The 18,572-nt window shown below is 70.1% G+C and carries 18 protein-coding genes; 9 read left to right on the top strand and 9 right to left on the bottom strand.

The window, feature by feature from the left end; genetic code table 11:
• Positions 1–68: 68 nt before the first annotated feature.
• The 3 genes from DJ69_RS14450 to DJ69_RS14440 all read left to right on the top strand — a co-directional run bounded on the left by DJ69_RS14450 (position 69) and on the right by DJ69_RS14440 (position 2,077).
• The gene (locus DJ69_RS14450) at positions 69–479 is read left to right on the top strand and encodes a DUF3054 domain-containing protein (RefSeq protein ID WP_099256246.1); all 411 of its coding nucleotides are present in this window, start codon (positions 69–71) and stop codon (positions 477–479) included.
• 186 nt (positions 480–665) lie between these two features.
• Positions 666–983 carry a hypothetical protein gene (locus DJ69_RS14445; RefSeq protein ID WP_099256245.1) on the top strand — a complete coding sequence of 106 codons (318 nt, stop codon included), beginning with the start codon at positions 666–668 and terminating at the stop codon, positions 981–983.
• A gap of 95 nt (positions 984–1,078) precedes the next feature.
• On the top strand, positions 1,079–2,077 hold the full coding sequence (locus DJ69_RS14440; RefSeq protein WP_099256244.1) for an ornithine cyclodeaminase family protein: 999 nt from the start codon (positions 1,079–1,081) through the stop codon (positions 2,075–2,077).
• A 46-nt stretch (positions 2,078–2,123) separates the two neighbouring features.
• Here the strand turns inward: DJ69_RS14440 and DJ69_RS14435 are convergent, their stop codons facing one another.
• The 3 genes from DJ69_RS14435 to DJ69_RS14425 form a co-directional block, all read right to left on the bottom strand.
• On the bottom strand, positions 2,124–2,519 hold the full coding sequence (locus DJ69_RS14435) for a hypothetical protein (protein ID WP_245851711.1): 396 nt from the start codon (positions 2,517–2,519) through the stop codon (positions 2,124–2,126).
• Between the two features lie 73 nt (positions 2,520–2,592).
• On the bottom strand, positions 2,593–3,660 hold the full coding sequence (locus DJ69_RS14430) for an mRNA surveillance protein pelota (RefSeq protein ID WP_099256243.1): 1,068 nt from the start codon (positions 3,658–3,660) through the stop codon (positions 2,593–2,595).
• Between the two features lie 25 nt (positions 3,661–3,685).
• The gene (locus DJ69_RS14425) at positions 3,686–4,894 is read right to left on the bottom strand and encodes a DUF4013 domain-containing protein (RefSeq protein WP_099256242.1); all 1,209 of its coding nucleotides are present in this window, start codon (positions 4,892–4,894) and stop codon (positions 3,686–3,688) included.
• A 308-nt stretch (positions 4,895–5,202) separates the two neighbouring features.
• On the opposite strand from DJ69_RS14425, the gene DJ69_RS14420 reads away from it, so the two are divergent.
• The 3 genes from DJ69_RS14420 (at position 5,203) to DJ69_RS14410 (ending at position 6,939) form a co-directional block, all read left to right on the top strand.
• Positions 5,203–5,625 (top strand): hypothetical protein, encoded by a 423-nt coding sequence (locus tag DJ69_RS14420; protein ID WP_099256241.1) that lies wholly within the window; start codon positions 5,203–5,205, stop codon positions 5,623–5,625.
• A complete protein-coding gene (locus DJ69_RS14415; protein ID WP_099256240.1) occupies positions 5,622–6,557 on the top strand; it encodes an alpha/beta hydrolase in 936 nt (311 codons plus the stop codon). Before DJ69_RS14420 ends, DJ69_RS14415 begins: the two co-directional genes overlap by 4 nt.
• 70 nt (positions 6,558–6,627) lie before the next feature.
• Entirely contained in the window at positions 6,628–6,939 is a 312-nt protein-coding gene (locus DJ69_RS14410; RefSeq protein WP_099256239.1) for a thiamine-binding protein, read from the top strand.
• A gap of 18 nt (positions 6,940–6,957) precedes the next feature.
• On the opposite strand, the gene DJ69_RS14405 is transcribed toward DJ69_RS14410, so the two are convergent.
• The 3 genes from DJ69_RS14405 to DJ69_RS14395 all read right to left on the bottom strand — a co-directional run bounded on the left by DJ69_RS14405 (position 6,958) and on the right by DJ69_RS14395 (position 9,853).
• Entirely contained in the window at positions 6,958–8,466 is a 1,509-nt protein-coding gene (locus DJ69_RS14405) for an RtcB family protein (RefSeq protein WP_099256238.1), read from the bottom strand.
• A gap of 95 nt (positions 8,467–8,561) precedes the next feature.
• Entirely contained in the window at positions 8,562–8,993 is a 432-nt protein-coding gene (locus DJ69_RS14400; protein ID WP_099256237.1) for an archease, read from the bottom strand.
• Positions 8,990–9,853 (bottom strand): DUF502 domain-containing protein, encoded by an 864-nt coding sequence (locus DJ69_RS14395; RefSeq protein WP_099256236.1) that lies wholly within the window; start codon positions 9,851–9,853, stop codon positions 8,990–8,992. Before DJ69_RS14395 ends, DJ69_RS14400 begins: the two co-directional genes overlap by 4 nt.
• 164 nt (positions 9,854–10,017) lie before the next feature.
• On the opposite strand from DJ69_RS14395, the gene DJ69_RS14390 reads away from it, so the two are divergent.
• Entirely contained in the window at positions 10,018–10,491 is a 474-nt protein-coding gene (locus DJ69_RS14390; RefSeq protein WP_099256235.1) for a GNAT family N-acetyltransferase, read from the top strand.
• 183 nt (positions 10,492–10,674) lie between these two features.
• Positions 10,675–11,898 carry a hydroxymethylglutaryl-CoA reductase (NADPH) gene (gene hmgA, locus DJ69_RS14385; protein ID WP_099256234.1) on the top strand — a complete coding sequence of 408 codons (1,224 nt, stop codon included), beginning with the start codon at positions 10,675–10,677 and terminating at the stop codon, positions 11,896–11,898.
• Between the two features lie 25 nt (positions 11,899–11,923).
• Here hmgA and DJ69_RS14380 read toward each other — a convergent pair whose 3' ends face one another.
• The 3 genes from DJ69_RS14380 to DJ69_RS14370 form a co-directional block, all read right to left on the bottom strand.
• Positions 11,924–12,241, bottom strand: coding sequence for a DUF2250 domain-containing protein (locus tag DJ69_RS14380; RefSeq protein WP_099256233.1), 318 nt, complete (start codon positions 12,239–12,241; stop codon positions 11,924–11,926).
• Between the two features lie 90 nt (positions 12,242–12,331).
• Positions 12,332–13,759, bottom strand: a complete 1,428-nt coding sequence (gene cofH / locus DJ69_RS14375) for a 7,8-didemethyl-8-hydroxy-5-deazariboflavin synthase subunit CofH (RefSeq protein WP_099256232.1) — start codon at positions 13,757–13,759, stop codon at positions 12,332–12,334.
• 118 nt (positions 13,760–13,877) lie between these two features.
• Entirely contained in the window at positions 13,878–14,807 is a 930-nt protein-coding gene (locus DJ69_RS14370; RefSeq protein WP_099256231.1) for an HFX_2341 family transcriptional regulator, read from the bottom strand.
• A gap of 167 nt (positions 14,808–14,974) precedes the next feature.
• On the opposite strand from DJ69_RS14370, the gene DJ69_RS14365 reads away from it, so the two are divergent.
• Positions 14,975–18,499: a pentapeptide repeat-containing protein gene (locus tag DJ69_RS14365; protein ID WP_099256230.1), complete on the top strand. Its 3,525-nt coding sequence runs from the start codon at positions 14,975–14,977 to the stop codon at positions 18,497–18,499.
• Positions 18,500–18,572 lie beyond the last annotated feature (73 nt).

Raw genomic sequence — 18,572 nt, 5'->3', positions numbered from 1 at the left:
GCCGGCGGCGCCCCGACTGCCCGACCGAATCCGTACGTACAAAGTAGGGGGGGCTCCGACGGGTCGACATGGACGACTCGTCGTTCCTCGCAACACGACTCGACCGCGACGCCGCACCCCTCGCGGTCGGTGACCTGATCGCGCTGATCGTCTTATTGACGGTCGGCGCGCTCAACCACAGCACCGTCGAGTTCCTGTCTTCGAACCCCCTGTACCTGCTGGAGGTGTTCGCGCCGTTCCTGATCGGCTGGGCCATCGTCGCACCCCTGATCGGCGCGTACTCGGCCGGGGCGGTCGAGACCGCGAAGTCGTCGATCCCGCTCGTGATCCGGTCGTGGATCCCGGCCGCGGTCGTCGGCTTGGCCCTTCGCCACTTCGTCTTCCGCGGGAGCGCCGCGCCCGCGTTCGCGGTGGTCATGCTCGTTCTCGGATCGGTCGCGCTCGGCGGCTGGCGCGCGCTGTACTTCAAGCTCCGATAGGAGGTCACGTTTTTTCGAGCGGCGGTCGCGGTTACGCTTTGAGGGCCGAGCCGACACGCCGTTATTCCTCGCCTGCACCGACCTCGCTCGCATAAGTTATAGAAACGTTTGACGTGGCCTCCTTGAGAGCCACACAGAACCCCGAACAAGATTTAATAGCGATTTTGCCGTACTGTCGTATGGAGCATGACTGGGTACTACGACTACGTTCTCGGGCTCATTCCGGCGGCGTTGATCGGCGTGACAGCCGCTCTGAACCTGGTCGGACTGTCGTTGACGGCCGCGCTCCTCGGGGGCGCACTCGCCGCGGGAGCCGTCATGGCCCACGCGGTGTTCGTCAAGGCCCCAGTCACGGGCGACCCCCGCGTCCGGACCGATCGCCCCGCGGAGCGCTCTGGCGGTCGATCACGAATCGGGGGATTGCGGACCGGCCGATCACGGACTGATAGATCGCGGACTGATAGATCGCGGACTGATAGATCGCGGACCGGCGGCGCCGACTGACGGCGGCCGGTCGTCGAGACGGACCGACTGACGACGGCCGCCCGCGAGTTCCGGTTCCCTATGGGATTTAGTTCCTCGCGCCCGACCGGCCCGATATGACCGACGCCCTGTTCCTGACGAGCGCCGAGGTCGACGACCTCGCCGAGCCGGCCGACTACGTCGCGGTCGTCCGCGACGCCTACCGCCAGATCGGCGAGGGCGCGCCCGCGGAGCCCCGGACGAAGCTGTTCAACCGCGATCCGCCCGGGATGTTCACCACCTACGCCGCGCTGCTGCCCGAGACCGGCGCGATGGGGGGGTACACCTACTCCGCCGGCTTCGGCGCGGGCGACGCCTGGTTCATGACGCCGCTGTTCGACGCCGAGTCTGGCGAGCCGCTGGCGCTCCTCGACGGCGCCTCGATGAACCCCTTCAAGACCGGCGCCGCGGGGGCGGTCGCGGTGGACGCGCTCGCCCGCGCCGACGCGACCGAGATTGCCGTGATCGGGAGCGGCGCGCAGGCCCGCGGTCAGCTCGCCACGACCGCGACCGTCCGCGAGTTCGAGGCGGTGCGCGTCTTCTCTCCGACCGCGGAGCACCGCGAGGCGTTCGCCGAGTCGTTCGACGACCGACTCGACGCCGACGTGTCGGCGGTCGGGAGCGCGAGCGAGGCCCTCGCCGGCGCCGACGTGGTCATCACCGCGACCACCGCGAGCGAGCCCGTGATCGACGACGGCGACGTCGAGCCCGGCACCCACGTCACCGCGATGGGGCAGTACCACCCAAAGAAGAACGAGCTCCCGCCCGAGCTCGTCGCGCGGGCGACGTACGTCCCCGACCTCCGGGCGCGGGCGGCGCAGGACGCCGGCTCGTTCCTCGCGGCGGTCGAGGCGGGGCTGATCGACGAGGATCACGTCGCCGCCGACCTCGGGGAGGTCGTCGCCGGCGATCACCCCGGTCGAACGAGCGACGACGAGGTGACCGTCTTCGACTCGGGCGGGAGCGGCGTCGAGACGGTCGCTGCCGCGCACATGCTCTACGAGCGAGCGAGCGAGGCGGGCCGGGGACAGACGATCGCCTTCGCGCCCGCGAGCGAGGCGTTGACCGGCGAGTAGCACCGCCTTCTCGCCCGATCCGCGATCTGACGGGGGTGTGGACCCCTCACCGCCGCGTCAGCGTTCCCGACGAATCGATGTCGAACGACAGCGTGTCGCTCTCGTTCCCGTCGTCCGGGTAGTAGTGGACGTGGTCCTGATCCGTCAGATCGCTGTTCTCCTCGTAGAGGCCGTACTCGACGAGGTACGGCCGTCGCTCGGCGACCGCGTCACGGACCGCTTGGCCGCCCGGGTCGACGTCGATCGCGCCCGAGAACGCTCTGGCATCGCTTCTGGAGTCGGATCCGTCCGCCCGCAACAGCGTCACCTCGACCGTGTACGGGACCTCGGAGTGGTTGAACACCGTCAGGGAGAGCATCGACGAATCGGAGCCCGACCCCGAACAGCCGGCAAGCCCCACGCAGAGGGGGACCGCTCCTTGGAGGAGGGTACGCCGTCGCATGGGTGGTGTGCCGCCGCGACCGGTAAGTGTTTTCCGGCGCAACGGGACGCGGCCCGGTCGCCGCCAGCGTCCCTCACTGCAGTCGGTAGCGCAGGATCGCGGCGATCCCGCCGAGGTTGGAGAGCTGCTGGCCGGGGTCGAACTCCGAGGAGAAGACGACCACGTCGCCGCCCTGCTGTTCGACCGACTCGATCACCTCGTTGACGTCGATCTCCCAGTCGCCCTCGTTCTGCCGCTCCTGCCGGAGCCGGTCGTCGACCACGAGGAGGGTCTCGATCGCGCCGAACTCGGCGGCTTCGGCCACGTCTTCGGGGCCGTAGGTCGCCTTCGCGCCCTGCGCGATCTCGGCGGTGAGGTCGTCGATGAGCGTCGCCTCCCTGGCGATCCGGGTCTCCTTCTGGACCTCGTCGACCGCGCCGCGCTTGAGCACCTCGTGGACTCCGCGGTCGCCGGCGGCCGAGGTGTCGACCGTGGTGATCCGGTCGGCCAGGTCGCGGTACTCCTCTGTGATGTAGTCGAGCGCGTCCTGCTTCGTGAACCCCGGTCCCGCGAGGATCACGGCGTCGGCGTCGAGGTGCGCGAGGGCCTCGCCCAGCTCGGCGAACAGCTCCTCGCGCGGCCGCGAGTAGTCGCCCTTCCCGGTCGGCTTCGTGAACGAGGCGTACTCCTCGGTGCCGTACTGCTGGACGGTGTGGACGTAGGCGGCGCCCTCCTCCACGGTCGCGATGGCCACGTCGGGGTTCTCGGCGGCCTCGGTCGCCTCCTCCAGCCGCTCGGTCTGGTCCGGCTTGAAGTGTTTCTCCACCGTGATCTCGTCGTGTTCCTCGACGTTGATCGTGTGATGGGCGTTGAGCTGGTCCTCGCGCGAGCAGCCGACGATCACGCCCGACACGCGGAGCCGGTTGGCGAACCGGGCGAACTCCACGTCGTCGACTTCGAGCGTGACGAACAGGTGTTCGCGCTGGCCGCCGGTGTCCCGCATCTGATCGTCGTTCCGCTGTATCCGACGGGTGGTGTCGCCCTCGACGAGGTCGCCCGGTTCGAGGACGTGCGCGAGGTGCCAGAGGTCGTCGACGTTCTCGGGGACGAGCGTGAGCCGCTCTCGGCCCTCCTCGCCGTACCCCCGTTCGGAGATGCGCATACCCGACCGTCGCCCCGGCCGCGTATCAACTCTTGTCTTCTGGCTCGGCGACCTCGACGCTCCACTCGAACGCCTCGTCGGTGGCGGGCGCGTTGTCGTCGCCGGGCGCCTCGTCGGCGGCGGGCGTGTCGGCGGCGACCGCGCCGCGGGCTCGATCCCCGTCGTCGGCCGCCCCGTCGCTGGCGCGCTCGTTCGACTCTCCCCCCGCCGCATACCAGTCGAACCCGCCGTCGGCCCCGAGGGCGCCACCGGAGCCGTCTGGCACGGTGCCGCCTGATACGGCGCCGTCTGGCACAGAACCGTCGACGCCGGCCCTGCCGGCTTGCCGCTCACCGATCGAGACCGACCGCCCGATCTGGACCGGCGGCGGCACTTCTGGCGTCGAATGACGCCCCCGATCGAGCGACCGATCGGCCGCTTCCGTCCGGGTCGACTCGCTCGTCTCGCTCGCCTCGCCTTCGGCTCCCGGGTCGGCGACCGACAGCGTCGCCCCCGCGCCCCGACCGTACAGTCCGTACGCGACGACGCGGACGACGAAGACGAGCCCGAGGCCGACCACGAGCGGGACGAACGGCCCCGCCAGCGCGTAGCCCGCCCCCAGCGTCGCGGCCGCGACGACCCACGCGGTGGCGTACGATCCCGACCCGGCGACGCCGGCGACCCGACTCGGACGGAAGCCGTCGCGAAGGCGCCCGGAGGCGGCGAACGCCGCGAGCGCCGCCGGCCTGACGTACGCGAACGCGAGGAGGTACGCCATCGCGACCGTCCCGACGAGTCCGCCGGCCACACCGCCGACGGCGGCTACTCCGCCCTCACCGAGGGCACCTCGGACCGCGGTGACGGCGGGAGCGGGGTCGACGGCGCCGCTCCCGAGGACCCCGGCGGCGAGCGCCGCGAGCGCGAGTCCCAGCGCCAGCGGCGCGAGCAGGACGGCGCTCACGAGCGCGGATTTGATGCCGTCCCGGTAGAGGACGTTCCACGCGACGACGGGCGGTGCGCCGTCGGCGTTCCCGCTCTCGATGGCGGCCGCGAGGACGCGGACGAAGTAGCCGCGGGCGACGAACGCGGGCGCGAGCGCCAGCGGCGCGAGCAGGACGAGGGGCGGGAAAAACAGCGTGCCGGCGATCCACGCCGGAGTGAGGACCCACGTCAGCAGCGTCAGCACCCCGCCGACGACGAAGACGCCGCTCGTGTCCGTCGAGCGCGTCAGCGCGGTCACCGTCCCCCGAAGCATATCAGATCCTGTGACGCGACACTGATAAAGAGTAGCCGAAATCGGAGAGTCGACCGCGGACCGGAGGTCGGTTTTGGCCCGACCGATCACCGATTTCGGCCCCTCCCGAGAGTTTATATAATATCGTGGAATACTACCGAGTGGCCGCGCGGGACAATCGTGTGCCTCTGACAAAACCGATCCTGGCCGTCTCCCACGACGGCTTTCCCCCCGTCCGCGGCTCTTCGAACGAATCGTTTCTCACGCGTTGAGCGACTGCGCCGCTCGGACGCCGGTACCGATTTATCTCGCCCGGACGTGGGTCGCGTATGACCGGCGACGAGCGGACGACCGAGGTGGAGCCGACGCTCCGCAGCTACGGGATCAGCGTCGAGGCCGTCGAGGGGGGCGATCCGCTGGATCTCACGTACATGACGGCCTTTCCCGGCCGCGAGGTGCACCACGGCGAGATCGGGCGCGCGCTCAACGCGCTCCTCGACCGCGCCGAGGCCGACGCGTGGGACCCCGTCCGCGTCGAGGCGACCGTGGTCCGCTCGCCGGGCGACGTGCTCGGGACGTGGCACGCGAAGGCGACGTGGTTCGAGGCGCTCCTCTCCTACGAGATCAGCGAGACCGAGTTCTCGACGCGCGTGTTGGAGACGCTGACCCACGCGGACGAGCCCGCCGACGGCTCGGTCGGGGACAGATCGGTCGCGGACGGCGAGCCCGCCGACGCCGGGGACGAAGCGTGACCCGTCGGGACCCGGTGAACCGGGCGCAGCGACGGCTCAGCCGACCGCCGCGCGAGCGGTTCGCCACCCGCGAGCTCGCGTTCGACGCCGACGGCGACACCTGCCGCGGCACGCTGTACCTGCCGGGCGGCGACGGCGAGGACCCGCCGGTCGTCGTGATGGCGCCGGGGCTCGGCGCGGAGCGGAGCTTCGGCTACCCGGCGGTCGCGGAGCGGTTCGCGGACGCCGGCTACGCGGCGTTCCTCTTCGACTACCGCGGGTTCGGCGCGTCGGACGGGGACTCGCAGCTCGTCGATCCCGAGGGGCAGCGCGCGGACTACGCCGCCGCGATCGACCGCGTTCGTCGGGTCGACGCGGTCGGGCGCGGGCTGGTGCTGTGGGGCGCGTCGCTGTCGGCCGCGCACGTCCTCACGCTCGCGGCGGAGCGGCGCGACCCCGACGCCGTGATCGGCGCGGTCCCGATGCTCGACGGGCGAGCGATCGCCCGGCGGCGCGGCGGGCGCTACCTCGCGCGCTCCGGGGCGGCGGGCGTCCGCGACCTGCTCGGTCACCGATTCGGTCGCGGTCGAACGGTCCCGATCGTCGGCACCGCCGAGGAGCTCGCCGCGATCACGGAGCCGGGGACGAAGCGGAAGTACCTCGATCTGGTCGACCGCGAGTCGGCGTGGCGCAACGAGACGCCCGCGCGGTCGCTGCTGGGGCTCGTCGGCTACCGCCCGGTGACGCAGCTCGACGAGATCCGAGCGCCGACGCTGCTCCTGGCCGGCACCGACGACGCGATCGTCGACAGCGAGGCCGTCGTCGACGCGGGCGAGGCGTTATCGCGCGGGACCGTCGTTACCATGCCCGCGGACCACTTCTCCCCGTTCGGCGACGACTTCGAGCCGGCGATCGGCCATCAGCTCTCGTTCCTCCGGGACGCGCTCGACTGAGGGAGCCGCCGGGGCGACTCCCGCCGCGTCGCGGTCCGATTTTAAGTGCTCCCGGCGCGGACGATCGGGCATGACCGTCATCGCGCTGTTGAGCGTCGCGCCGGTGATCGAGGAGAGCATGGCCGGCGAGGTCGCGAAGGCCGTCGCCGCGCTCGACGAGTTCGACGTGAGCTACGAGACGAACCCGATGGGAACCGTGATCGAGGCCGACGACGCCGAGACACTGTTCGCGGCGGCCGCAGCCGCCCACGACGCCATCGACGGCGACCGCGTTTCGACGGTGTTGAAGGTCGACGACAAGCGGACGAGCGACGGGACCGCCGCGGAGAAGGTGACTGCGGTCGAGGAGCGTCTCGGTCGGGAAGCGAAGCGGGAGCGCTGACCGGCCGCTCCAACCGATCTACCCCTTGATGTTGCACACCGGGAACGTCCGCGCGACCTTGTCGCCGATGCCGAGGTCGTCGCTGACGCGGATCACCTCGTCGATGTCCTTGTAGACGCCGGGCGCCTCCTCGGCGATGGTGGCACCGGACTGCGCCTTCACGTAGATCTGTTGGCCGGCTTCGAGGTCGTCCTGCACGTCGCCGCCCCAGAACTCCTGTTTCGCCTGCGTCCGGCTCATCAGCCGCCCGGCGCCGTGGGCGGTGGAGCCGAACGAGACCGACATCGACTCGTCGCCGCCGCGGAGCACGTACGAGCCGGCGCCCATGCTTCCGGGAATGATGACGGGCTGGCCGGCGTCGCGATACACCTCGGGCACGTCGTCGTGGCCCGCGGGGAACGCGCGGGTCGCGCCCTTGCGGTGGACGTACAGCTCCCGTTCCGTCCGGTCGACCGCCTCGTCGCCCACCGCGGGGCGGCCGTCGGCGTCGACGCCGACCTCGTGGGTCTCCTTCTTGGCGATGTTGTGCGCCACGTCGTACAGCAGTTCCATCCCGAGATCGTCGATGGGATCGGCGTCGAACACCTCGCCGAACGTCTCGCGGGCCTGGTGGGTGATCAGCTGGCGGTTCACCCACGCGAAGTTGATGCACGCGCCCATCGCGCCGTAGTACTCCTCGGCCAGCTCGGAGCCGGCGGGCGCGGCCGCGAGTTCCTTGTCGGGCAGGTCGGCGAGCAGGTCGCCGTGCTCCTTCTCGATCCGCCGGAGGTAGTCGTTGCAGGTCTGGTGGCCCAGCCCGCGGCTCCCGCAGTGGATCAGGACGACGATGCCGTCCTCGCGGAGGCCGTACTCCTCGGCGACCCCCTCGCGGAACACGTCGGTGACGCGCTGGACCTCAAGGAAGTGGTTCCCGGAGCCGAGCGACCCCATCTGGTTGCGTCCGCGGTCCATCGCCTTCTGCGAGACGTACTCCGGCCGCGCGTCGGGCCGTCGCCCCTCGTCCTCGCAGCGCGCGAGGTCGCTCTCGATCCCGTACCCCGCCTCGACCGCCCACTCGACGCCGCGTTCGAGGGCGCCCTCGATCGCGTCGGCGTCGCCGCCGATGACGCCGCCACCGCCGAGTCCGGACGGGACCGCCTCGAAGAGCGCGTCGACGAGCTCGGACTCGCGGCCGCGCACGTCGTCGTAGGTGAGGTTCGTCCGGACCATCCTGACGCCGCAGTTGATGTCGTAGCCGACCGCGCCGGGCGAGATACAGCCGGTCCGGGCGTCGATCGCGCCGACGCCGCCGACGGGGAAGCCGTACCCCTGATGGCCGTCGGGCATACACAGGGCTGGCTCGGCCATCCCGGGCAGGTGCGTGGCGTTTTTCAGCTGTTGGAGCGAGTCGTCCTCACCGATCTCCTCCAGCAGGCTCTCGCTGGCGAGCACCCGCGCGGGGACGTTCATGTCGCCCTCGCGGGGGATCTCCCAGACGTGCTCGCGCACTTTCTCCAGCCGGATCCCGTCGAACTCGCGCGTGGTCATACCCCGGCGTTTGGCGCGGGGGGAGAAGGGCGTTGCGTCAGCGGGCGCGAGTCGGCCGGTCCCCCGCCGTCACCCGGTTCGCTCGCCGGCGGCCGTCACACGTCGAACACGACGTACGCGTACCACTCGTCGCCGCGGCGTTCGAGGGTCATCTCGGAGTACGTGACCGCCTTGATCTCTCGGGCCGCGACGGCGTCGAGGGGGACGCCGCGAGCCGTCGCCTCGGCGGTCCACGCCGCGCTGTCACCTCCCGCAGCGTCGCCCGACCGCGACACCGTACACCGGTGGTCGTCGGGGAGGACGAGCCGCACGTCGCGCTCGTAGATCAGCTGATCGAGGTAGTCGAACAGCAGCGCCTCGCGGCTCTCGGCGGTCACGGTGAACTCGAAGCGGTCTCCCTGCTCGGGGACCGCCTCGCAGCTCGCGGCGGTGAGCCCGTCGGCGACGGCCTCGAACAGCGCCGGGAGTGTCGGCGCGATCGCCTCGACCGCCACGTCGGCCGTGTGTTCTCGGAGCGTGTGACTCATGACTCGTTCCCCCCGTCTCGGCTCGAGTGTTCGGCCTCGGTTCCGGTATCCGTCTCGGTCTCAGTTTCGGTGTCCGTCCCGGTGTCGGTCCTGGTCTCGGTCCCGGTCTGCGTGTCGTACTCGGACCGGAACTCCGAGCCGATCCGATTCTGCGCGCCGATCCGCTTGAGCTCCTCGGGCGAGAGCCCGCCCGCGTCTGCGTCCGCTCCCTCGCCGCTGAGCGCGACGCCGCTCGTCACGATCGCCCGGATCCCCTCGTCGACCGTGAGGTCCACGTCGACGATCCGGTGTTCGGGGACGAACACGACGTGGCCGCCCATCACCGGATTCGGCGCCATGGGCATGAACAGCGACCGCATCTCGCCCCCGTCAGCCCGGTCGGCGATCGACGCCGGCGTCTCGCTCGTGACGAACGCGAGCGTGTAGCTCCCCCCGGTGGGGAACTCGACGAGGACGACGTCCCGGAAGTTGCCGGTGTCCGATTCCAGCATGGCGTCGCTCATCTGTCTGAACCCCTGGTACACCGACCCGACGCCCGGGATCTGCTCGATACCGTAGTGGGCGTACTCGACCGCGAGCTCCCCGTACCGCGTCGATTCGACGAGGATCCCGAGCACGAGGATCGACGCGACGAACACGATCGGCGTCGCGATCTCGATGGCCACCTCCCTGCTGATCGGGAGCGTCGCCGGAGGCAACACCGGCACGATCGTCGACGAGAACGCGTCCAGATAGTTGTAGATCGCGTTGAACACCACGCTGAGCACCACCAGCGTGATGACGGAGGGGACGATGACGGCGACGCCGGTGAGGAACGCGCGGCGGAGTCGCTTCCGGCCCGCCGGTGACGGGTCGATCATTACCGCATCGACGGCCGAGCGCGACAAAACGTTTCCGTCGCCGTGCGGACGGGCGCGATCGGAACGGTCACGGGAGTTGCGTCCCGGCCACGCGGGCCGCGTCCGACTGCAACCGTGCCCGGTGGCGGTGGAGTTATATCCTGTTGGCGTGTTAGCCTTCTGCAGTGAGCGTCAACGTGGAAAAGCGGACGGAACCGCCCGGCGAGGCCGACCACGCCACAGAGGCGTGGGAGCTCAAAGAGCGGATCCGGTCCGAAGAGGGCGTCCTCCGACAGCGGCGGGGGTTCTTCGTCGACGCCTACCGCCGCTCCACGACACACCTGCTCGTCGAGAACGACGCGGTCGTCGCGTTCGCCTCCGTGCGGCGCGACGGCTACGTCCTCTTTCTCGCGGTCCACCCCGATCACCGCGGACGCGGCCACGCCGAACGCCTCATCGCCGACGTGGCCGAGGAGAACCGGTCGGTCACCTGCCACGCCCGCACGACCAACACCGGAGCGCTCGGCTTCTACGAACACCTCGGCTTCGAGGTCGTCCGCCGGATCGACAACTACTACGAGGACGGGGGCGACGCCTACTACCTCAAACTCGGCGGCGAGTCGCTCCGCGATCGGCTCTCCGGGTTCGTCGGCCGGTAGGTCGCGTCGGTTTCATCGGTCTCGCCGGTCTCGTTGGCCGCGTCGCTCTTGTCGCTCTCGTCAGTAGGGTCGCTCCCGCCGATCGCCTGCTCTGCCACACACGCCGGTCGTGCCGAGTCGCAGACCCCCTCTAGCGCCGCCGGAACCGATAGCCATTAGCACGCGCCGGGAGGACTCCCGGTCATGACCGAACCAACTCCCGCGTCGCTCGCCGACCGCGTTCGCGAGGGCGACGTGCGCTTCCACGAGCTCGAAGAGCACGCCGACGCCGACACCGCCGCGGCGGCCCGACGCCGTCTCGTCGGCGAGACGGCCGACGCGGACGTCGACGCCCTCGGGGAGTACGCGTTCGACGCCGCCGACGCCCACGGGTCGAACATCGAGAACATGGTCGGCGCCGTGCAGGTGCCGATGGGCGTCGCGGGCCCGGTCGCGGTCGACGGCGGCGCGCTCTCGGGCGAGCGCTACCTCCCGATGGCGACCACGGAGGGCGCGCTGGTCGCCTCGATCAACCGGGGGTGCTCGGTCGTCAACGACGCCGGCGGGGCGACCGCGCGCGTGACGAAGAGCGGGATGACCCGCGCGCCGGTCTTCCGGGTCGCCGACGTGGCCGAGGCGGAAGCGCTCGTCTCGTGGGTCCGGGACAACGAGGCGACGCTGCGCGAGGCCGCCGAGTCGACGACGAGCCACGGCGAGCTGCTCGACGTGACGCCGTACGTCGTCGGCAACAACGTCTTCCTGCGGTTCCGCTACGACACCAAGGACGCGATGGGGATGAACATGGTCACCATCGCGACCCGCGAGGCCTGCGACGCGATCGAAGCGGAGACGGACGCCTCGCTCGTCGCGCTCTCCGGGAACCTCTGTTCGGACAAGAAGCCGGCCGCGATCAACGCCGTCGAGGGGCGCGGGCGCTCCGTGAGCGCCGACGTGGAGATCCCCCGCGAGGTCGTCGAGGAGCGGCTCCACACCACGCCGGAGTCGGTCGCCGAGATCAACACGCGGAAGAACCTCGTCGGCTCCGCGAAGGCGGGCGGGCTCGGCTTCAACGCCCACGTCGCCAACGCGGTCGCGGCGATGTTCCTCGCCACCGGACAGGACGAGGCGCAGGTCGTCGAGGGCGCGAACGCGATCACGACCGCGGAGACGACGCCCGACGGCGATCTGTACCTCTCCGTGTCGCTCGCGAGCCTCGAAGTGGGGACCGTCGGCGGCGGGACGAAGCTCCCGACGCAGGCGGCGGGACTCGACGTCCTCGGCGTCCGCGGCGGCGGCGACCCCGCCGGCAGCAACGGCGACGCGCTCGCGGAGGCGATCGCCGTGGGCGCGCTCGCCGGCGAGCTCTCCCTCCTCGCGGCGCTCGGCTCCAGACACCTCTCCTCCGCGCACGCGGATCTCGGGCGGTAGCCCGGCGAAATCCGGTCGGCTCCCGTCAGTCCGACCACGCCGCGCAGTCCTCGCGCAGCGCGTCGCGGCCGGCGTCGGTGACCCGGAAGACCTCCTCGCCTGTCACCTGCTCGACGAGGCCCGACGCGTCGAGCGCGTCCAGCCGCGACTCGACGTGGTCGACGTACAGCCCCGTGTTGCTCGCGACGAACGCCGGGTAGTCGGTGCCGGCGTCGTCGAGATACGCGAGCACCCGCTCGTCGGTGCGGGTGAGCGCGGCGCTCCGGCGCTCTGACCCGCCGTCAACCTCCTCGGACTGCGCGTCGCTTTCCGATCCGGGAGCCGGTGCGTCTGACGAGGGCATTCTATGATTGTTAACGTGTACCAATGGTAAGAGTATTCCGGTGGTTCCCGTTCGCTGGGAGCCGTACCGGTCGCCGACCCGCCGGCCGGGTCAGTCGTCGGCGCTCGCGGAGTCGCCGTCGGGGGCCGGCCCTTCGTTCGACCGATCCGAGAGCATCGGCGTGCCGTCGGCGCGGGGACCGAGCCGCGGTCCGTGGGGGCCGTCGTCGGGATCGATCCGGCGACGGCTGCGGTAGTCGGTGGAGCGCTCGACCGGGACGCGGCCGATCGCCGTGATCATCTCGACGTAGTCGTCGAACGAGCGGTATTCGCCGTACTCGCCGCCGGCGCGTTTCGTGATCTCCTCCGAGAGGATGGTGCCCATGAAGTCGTCGGCGCCGCAGTTAAGCAGTTTCAACCCGTGGGCGTCGCCCGACTTCACCCACGACGCCTGCACGTGGTCGACGTTGTCGAGGAAGAGGCGCGCGACCGCGACGACCAGTTCGTCCTCGTCGCGGGACGGCCCCGACTCGACGACGCCGTGGCGGTAGAGTGGTGTGTTCTGGTGGATGAAGGAGAGCGGAACGAACTCCGTAATCTGCCCGGTGCGGTCCTGGAGGTCGCGGATCACCCCCAGATGCTCCGCGCGGTGGGCGACCGTCTCGACGTGACCGTACATCATCGTCGCGGTGGTGTCGAGGCCGGCGGCCATCGCGCCCTCCATGGCGTCGACCCAGTCGCCGGTGCGGATCTTCCCCGGGCAGATCACGTCGCGGACCTCGTCGACGAGGATCTCCGCGGCGGTGCCGGGCGCGGAGTCGAGGCCGGCGTCGGCCAGCTCGCGGTAGACGGTCTCGTACTCCCAGTCGGTGCCGCGGGCGGCGTGATACGCCTCTTCCGGGGTCATCGAGTGGACGTGGATCCCGCCGACCGACATCGCCTCGATCTGCTCGAGGTAGGTGCCCGGATCCGTGGCGTACCGGGCGGGCGGCTTGTAGTTCACCGCGCTCTCGGGGTCGTCGTACGACCGGAGGATCTCGTGGTGCTCCTCGTTCAGCGCGAGCGCGGGGTGGAGCCCCGACACCGAGCACACCTCGTAGACGCCCATGTCGAGGGCGTCCTCGACGATCGCTCGGGATTCGGCGGGCGTCTTGGTGAACCCCGCGTGGTCGGCGTCGCTGTCGGCCTCGAAGGCGTGCGCGGAGTCTTTGAAGTTACAGAACAGACAGCCCGTGTTGCAGGCGGTCGTGACGTTGTTGTTGAGGTTGGCGACGAAGGTGACCTCGTCGCCGACCGTCTCTCGGCGCCGCCGATCGGCGAGTTCGAGGACCTGCTCTTTGCGGATCGGATCGATCCCGTCCGCGTCCGTCCCCGTGGCGAGCAGTTCGATCGCGTCGTCGACCGAGAGGCGGCTCCCGTCGCGGGCCTTCGCCAGCGCGTTCTCGAACGACTGATCGGTCGACGGCTCGGCGAAGCCGAAGTCGCCGTCGAGGTCGGCGGCGTCGCGGTCTGTCGCGTCGGAGTCCCGCGCCGGAGTCATCGCGTGTGTCTCCCCGTCCCACGGATAAAAACGGGGCGGTCACGACACCCGACGGAGCGGTGGATGCGATCGCGCGGACGGGCGCGCCCCTCCCCGACCGATCGGCGCCGGCAGTCGCTCACGCCAAGTCCCGGTCCTCGCCGGCGTGCGCTCGGACCCAGAGCTCGCCGATCCGAGAGAGCGTGGTCCGGTAGGACTTCCCGCGCTCCTCGCGCTCGATGTACCCCTTGCCGCCGGGGCCGAGCCGGTCGACGTTGTAGATCACCTTCGAGCGGAAGGAGTCGGTGTACTCCTCGTTGAGGTCGTCGGCGAGCGTCTCGGCCAGCTCCGACACCGACTCGAACTCGCCGTGCTCGCCGAGGGTGAACAGCACGAGCTCCTCGAACGGCTTGACGTTCTGGAAGGAGGCGACCGGGAGTTCGATCACGTGGCTGTCGCCGATGCGCTTCGCGCCGATGGTGGTGCCGCGCTCGTCGAACTCCGCGAGCAGGTCGGTGGTGCTCGCGAGGCGGTCGGCGACGCGGTCGTCGTCCACCGCGTCGTCCTCGACCAGCTCCTGCAGGAGGTCGCGGTTCGCCCGCAGCTCCTCGGCGAGTTCGGTCTCGAGGTACTTCTCCGGGGCGGTGTAGTAGGTGTGGATCCGGTCGCGGTCGTCCTGTCGCTCGACCATGATCGAGTGGGCCGCAGTCGCGAACGCGAAGGAGACGGGACGCGGCATCGAACAGAGGTTCACCCACACCTCGCGTTCGTCGGAGTCGCCGACCCCCTCGTCCCGGTCGAGCTCCGCGTTGATCAGGTCGTATGCGCGCTCGAAGGCGGCGTCGTAGTCGTACACGTCGTCCAACTGCTCGCGGACCGTCTTGGCGCCGAGCAGGTTCCGGAAGTCCTGTTCGAGCTTCCGGGCGATGTTGCGCGAGTACTCGACGTTGGCCTCGCTGCCGACCGTCCCCTCCAGGAGGATCACCCGGTCGACGTCGAACTGGTCCCGGATGAGCGGGGCGATCATGCGGTCGTAGTCGAAGCCGACCGGCACGACGTGGGTCTGCATACGGACGGGAGTACGCGGGAGAGCGGTAAAAAGGGCTCCTCACCGCCCCGACAGATCCCGACCCGGGTTCGGCGGGGCGGCGGCCGTGCTGATGCGCCCGCCCGCAAACGTGCGGGCGAGTACCAAAATTAAAGTCCCTGTCTTCACATTGACCTGTCAACATACCGATGGAGGGGAGGTGTACGTACCGATTCGATCCAGACGAGTACGACGCGACGGGGATGGCCGACACCGGAATCGACGAGGTGTGGCACTGTCCTCACGACGCTCACGCCGGCGCGGACCGCTGCGTGTTCCACCTGTCGAGCGACGCCCGCGACGAACTCGGCGTCGACGACGACGCGGTCGCCGACCGGCTCAGGGAGGTTGCGGGCGAGCGCGGGAAGACCGCGAAACAGCTCCTCGGGGCCCGGTTCGGCGACGTCTCGCTCCGCCACGAGATCCTCGCCGCCGCCGACAAACACCCCCTCGACCTCAGAGGCGCGACGGTGGCCGGCACCCTCGATCTCACCGCGTCGGAGTTCGAACAGCGAATCGACCTCACGGGCGCAGAGATCGGGGCGATCGACTGGACGGAGTCCGCGTTCGACGCGCCGGTCGACCTCTCCGGCGCCGTCGTTCGCGGCGAGGCGACGCTCACGGCCGCCGTCTTCGAGGGCGATGTCGACCTCGTCGGCACGACGTTCGAGGGCCCAGTCGACGCCCGAGAGGTCCGGTTCAACGGTGACACGTCCCTCCGCGAGACCCGATTTCACGACGCGGCGACGTTCGACGGGGCCGAGTTCCGCGGCGACGCGAACCTCTTAGACGACGACGCCTGCTTCGAGAACGCCCGCTTCGACGCGCCCGTCTCGTTCGCGAAGGCCGCCTTTCGGTACGCGGACTTCGTCGGCTGCGAGTTCGGCGCCGACGCGACGTTCGACCGAACGGCGTTCGGCGGCGACGCGGAGTTCGCGGACGCGACGTTCGAGGCGACGGCGACGTTCGCGTCCGCCGCGTTCGACCGCGACGCCGCGTTCGACCGGGCGGCGTTCGGTGGCCGCGCCGACTTCGCCGAGGCCCGCTTCGACGGCGACACCGCGTTCGCGGGGGCGACGTTCGCGGGGCCGGCGACGTTCGCGGGCGCGGAGTTCCGCGGGCGGGACAACCTCGAAGACGACGACCTCTCGTTCGCGGACGCGACGTTCGAGGCGGCGACGACGTTCCGACGGGCGGTCGTCGGCTTCGCCGACTTCGCGGGGCTGACGGCCGCGGACGAGCTCGTCTTCGACGAGGGGCGCTTCGTAGAGGAGGTCAGCTTCGCGGACGCGACGCTGGCGTCGCTGTCCTGTGACGAGGCCCGATTCCGGAACGACGCGAGCTTCGAGGCGGTCACGGTTTCGGGGCCCGCGACGTTCCGGGGCGCCGAGTTCCAGGGCGGCGACAACGTCGACGACGACGACCTCTCCGTCGCCGACGCCGCCTTCGGCGACGACGTCGACTTCCTCGGCGCCCAGTTCGGCTACAGCGACTTCTCGGGCGTCTCCTTCGGCGGCGACGCCGTCTTCGACGAGTCGCGCTTCGACGACGACCTCTCGTTCGCGGACGCGACGTTCGAGGCGGCGGCGAGCTTCGACGAGTGTCGCTTCGACGACGACGCCGCCTTCGACGGCGCGGCCTTCACCGGTCGGGCCAGCTTCCGCGGCGCGGAGTTCGACGGCGGGGACAACGTCCGCGACGACGACGTGACGTTCGCCGACGCCGCCTTCGGCGGCGACGCCGACTTCTACCGCGCGGAGTTCGAGTACGCGAACTTCGAGGCGGCGGTCTTCGAGCGCCCCGCGAACTTCGAGGCGACGCGCTTCGCCGGCGAGGGCGGGTTCCGGGACGCCGCCTTCCGAGGCGAGACGACGTTCGCCGAGGCGCGGTTCGACGACGACGCCATCTTCGAGGACGCGGCGTTCAGCGCCCCCGTCTCCTTCCTCGGCGTCGAGTTCGTCGGCGACTACCACGAGGACGACGACGCCGCGTTCTCCGGGGCCCGCTTCGACGACGAAGCGGACTTCCGGGAGATCGAGTTCGGCCAGACCGGCTTCGACGACGCCCGGTTCCGGGGGGCCGTGTCGTTCCGGGAGTCGCTGTTCGGCCGCGCCCGCTTCGAGGACGCGCTGTGTGAGGAGTCGGTCGACCTGTCGTTCACGCGATTCACCGAGCCGGTCTCCTTCGACGGCATCGCGTTCGAGTCCGGCGTCACCGTCGACGAGGCCCGGTTCGAGAGCGACGCGAGCTTCGTCGAGTCGACGTTCGAGGAGGGAGCGACCTTCCGCGGCGTCGAGTTTCAGGGCGGCGCGCACACGGTCACCGACGCGGACTTCGAGGCGGCGACGTTCGGCGACAGCGCCGACTTCAAGCTCGCCGAGTTCCGCGTCGCCGACTTCTCCGGGGTGGAGTTCGAGGGGACGGCGCTGTTCGAGCGCACCGTCTTCGAGGACGACGGGACCTTCCGAAACGCGTGGTTCGGTGCGTCGGCGATCTTCTCTCGGTCTCGGTTCCTCGAGGAGTCCGACTTCTCCAGCTGTCGCTTCGAGGGCGAGGCACACTTCGACGAGCTTCGCTTCGAGAAGGACAGCACCTTCGCGGACGCGGAGTTCGACGACGACGCGACGTTCCGGTCGGCGGAGTTCGAGGGGAGCGCGAACATGCACAACGACGACGCCAGCTTCGAGGCGGCGACGTTCCGGCAGACGGCCGACTTCGACAAGGCGTCGTTCCTCTACGCGAACTTCAGGCACGCGACGTTCGCCCGAGACGCCACGTTCACCGACGCGGAGTTCGCACACTCCGTCGTCTTCCGACCCCGCCCCGACGAGTCGGAGACGCTCGTCGATCTGAGCAACGCGGCCGTGCGCGGCGGGACGCTCGGTCAGCCCGAAGACGGGGACGCCTTCTACGACTGTACGCACGCGGAGGTCTGCGACATCACGCTGGACGACACCGACTGCACCCACGGCCTGTTCAACCACTTCCGATTCTGTAACACCGACTTCCGCGGCTTCGATTTCACGGCCCACAAGACGTACCTCGCGCGGAACAACTGGGAGATCCACACCTTCGCCGCCTCGGAGGCGGCTCACCGATCGAAGAACCGAGGCCAGTTCACGCCGGCCACGCTGGAGAACACGTATCTGAAGGCGAAGAACTGCGCGAGCGACTTCGGCGACCGCAAGGCCGCCGCGGAGTTCTTCATCAAGGAGATGGTGTACCGCCGGCGGAAGAACTGGCGCGCCACGTTCACCCGCGAGGAGGACGTGTCGGCCGTCAACCGCACCAGGGCGCTCGGCAAGTGGATCGGGAATAAGGTGCTTCACCAGACGTGCGGGTACGGCGAGCGGCTCTGGCGCGTGGTCTACGTCTCCGCCGTGACCGTGTTCATCTGGGGAGTGTTGTACACCACGACGACCGAGGGAACGACGGGCAGCAGCGGGCTCACGACGCAGGGGATAAACGGCTTCCCGAACCTCCTCACGCCGGAGGGAGCGGTCGTCCTCGGGAAGAACATGTACTTCAGCATGGTGACGTTCACCACACTTGGCTACGGGGACATCCAGCCCGTGGGGTCGACCGCGCGTGCGCTCGCCGGCCTCGAAGCGTTCCTCGGTGCGCTCCTCGTCGCGCTCGTCGTCTTCGTGTTGGGGCGCCGGGTCGCCTGGTAACCGGCGCGCGCCCTCCATCCTCACGCCTCTCTCTCGAGTCGAACGGCCCCTCGACGCCCGTCCGCGAGCAGTA

The organism is Halorubrum persicum, assembly GCF_002727125.1.
Lineage (GTDB): Archaea > Halobacteriota > Halobacteria > Halobacteriales > Haloferacaceae > Halorubrum > Halorubrum persicum.
Note: the sequence above shows the minus strand (reverse complement) of the source record. Positions and strands in the feature narration are given on the sequence as shown.

What these genes read in the sequence shown, in the direction of transcription:
- DJ69_RS14450 (WP_099256246.1), top strand. Translation starts at nt 69, where the DNA reads ATGGACGACTCGTCGTTCCTCGCAACACGACTCGACCGCGACGCCGCA.
- DJ69_RS14445 (WP_099256245.1), top strand. Translation starts at nt 666, where the DNA reads ATGACTGGGTACTACGACTACGTTCTCGGGCTCATTCCGGCGGCGTTG.
- DJ69_RS14440 (WP_099256244.1), top strand. Translation starts at nt 1,079, where the DNA reads ATGACCGACGCCCTGTTCCTGACGAGCGCCGAGGTCGACGACCTCGCC.
- DJ69_RS14435 (WP_245851711.1), bottom strand. Translation starts at nt 2,519, where the DNA reads ATGCGACGGCGTACCCTCCTCCAAGGAGCGGTCCCCCTCTGCGTGGGG.
- DJ69_RS14430 (WP_099256243.1), bottom strand. Translation starts at nt 3,660, where the DNA reads ATGCGCATCTCCGAACGGGGGTACGGCGAGGAGGGCCGAGAGCGGCTC.
- DJ69_RS14425 (WP_099256242.1), bottom strand. Translation starts at nt 4,894, where the DNA reads ATGCTTCGGGGGACGGTGACCGCGCTGACGCGCTCGACGGACACGAGC.
- DJ69_RS14420 (WP_099256241.1), top strand. Translation starts at nt 5,203, where the DNA reads ATGACCGGCGACGAGCGGACGACCGAGGTGGAGCCGACGCTCCGCAGC.
- DJ69_RS14410 (WP_099256239.1), top strand. Translation starts at nt 6,628, where the DNA reads ATGACCGTCATCGCGCTGTTGAGCGTCGCGCCGGTGATCGAGGAGAGC.
- DJ69_RS14405 (WP_099256238.1), bottom strand. Translation starts at nt 8,466, where the DNA reads ATGACCACGCGCGAGTTCGACGGGATCCGGCTGGAGAAAGTGCGCGAG.
- DJ69_RS14400 (WP_099256237.1), bottom strand. Translation starts at nt 8,993, where the DNA reads ATGAGTCACACGCTCCGAGAACACACGGCCGACGTGGCGGTCGAGGCG.
- DJ69_RS14395 (WP_099256236.1), bottom strand. Translation starts at nt 9,853, where the DNA reads ATGATCGACCCGTCACCGGCGGGCCGGAAGCGACTCCGCCGCGCGTTC.
- hmgA (WP_099256234.1), top strand. Translation starts at nt 10,675, where the DNA reads ATGACCGAACCAACTCCCGCGTCGCTCGCCGACCGCGTTCGCGAGGGC.
- DJ69_RS14380 (WP_099256233.1), bottom strand. Translation starts at nt 12,241, where the DNA reads ATGCCCTCGTCAGACGCACCGGCTCCCGGATCGGAAAGCGACGCGCAG.
- cofH (WP_099256232.1), bottom strand. Translation starts at nt 13,759, where the DNA reads ATGACTCCGGCGCGGGACTCCGACGCGACAGACCGCGACGCCGCCGAC.
- DJ69_RS14370 (WP_099256231.1), bottom strand. Translation starts at nt 14,807, where the DNA reads ATGCAGACCCACGTCGTGCCGGTCGGCTTCGACTACGACCGCATGATC.
- DJ69_RS14365 (WP_099256230.1), top strand. Translation starts at nt 14,975, where the DNA reads ATGGAGGGGAGGTGTACGTACCGATTCGATCCAGACGAGTACGACGCG.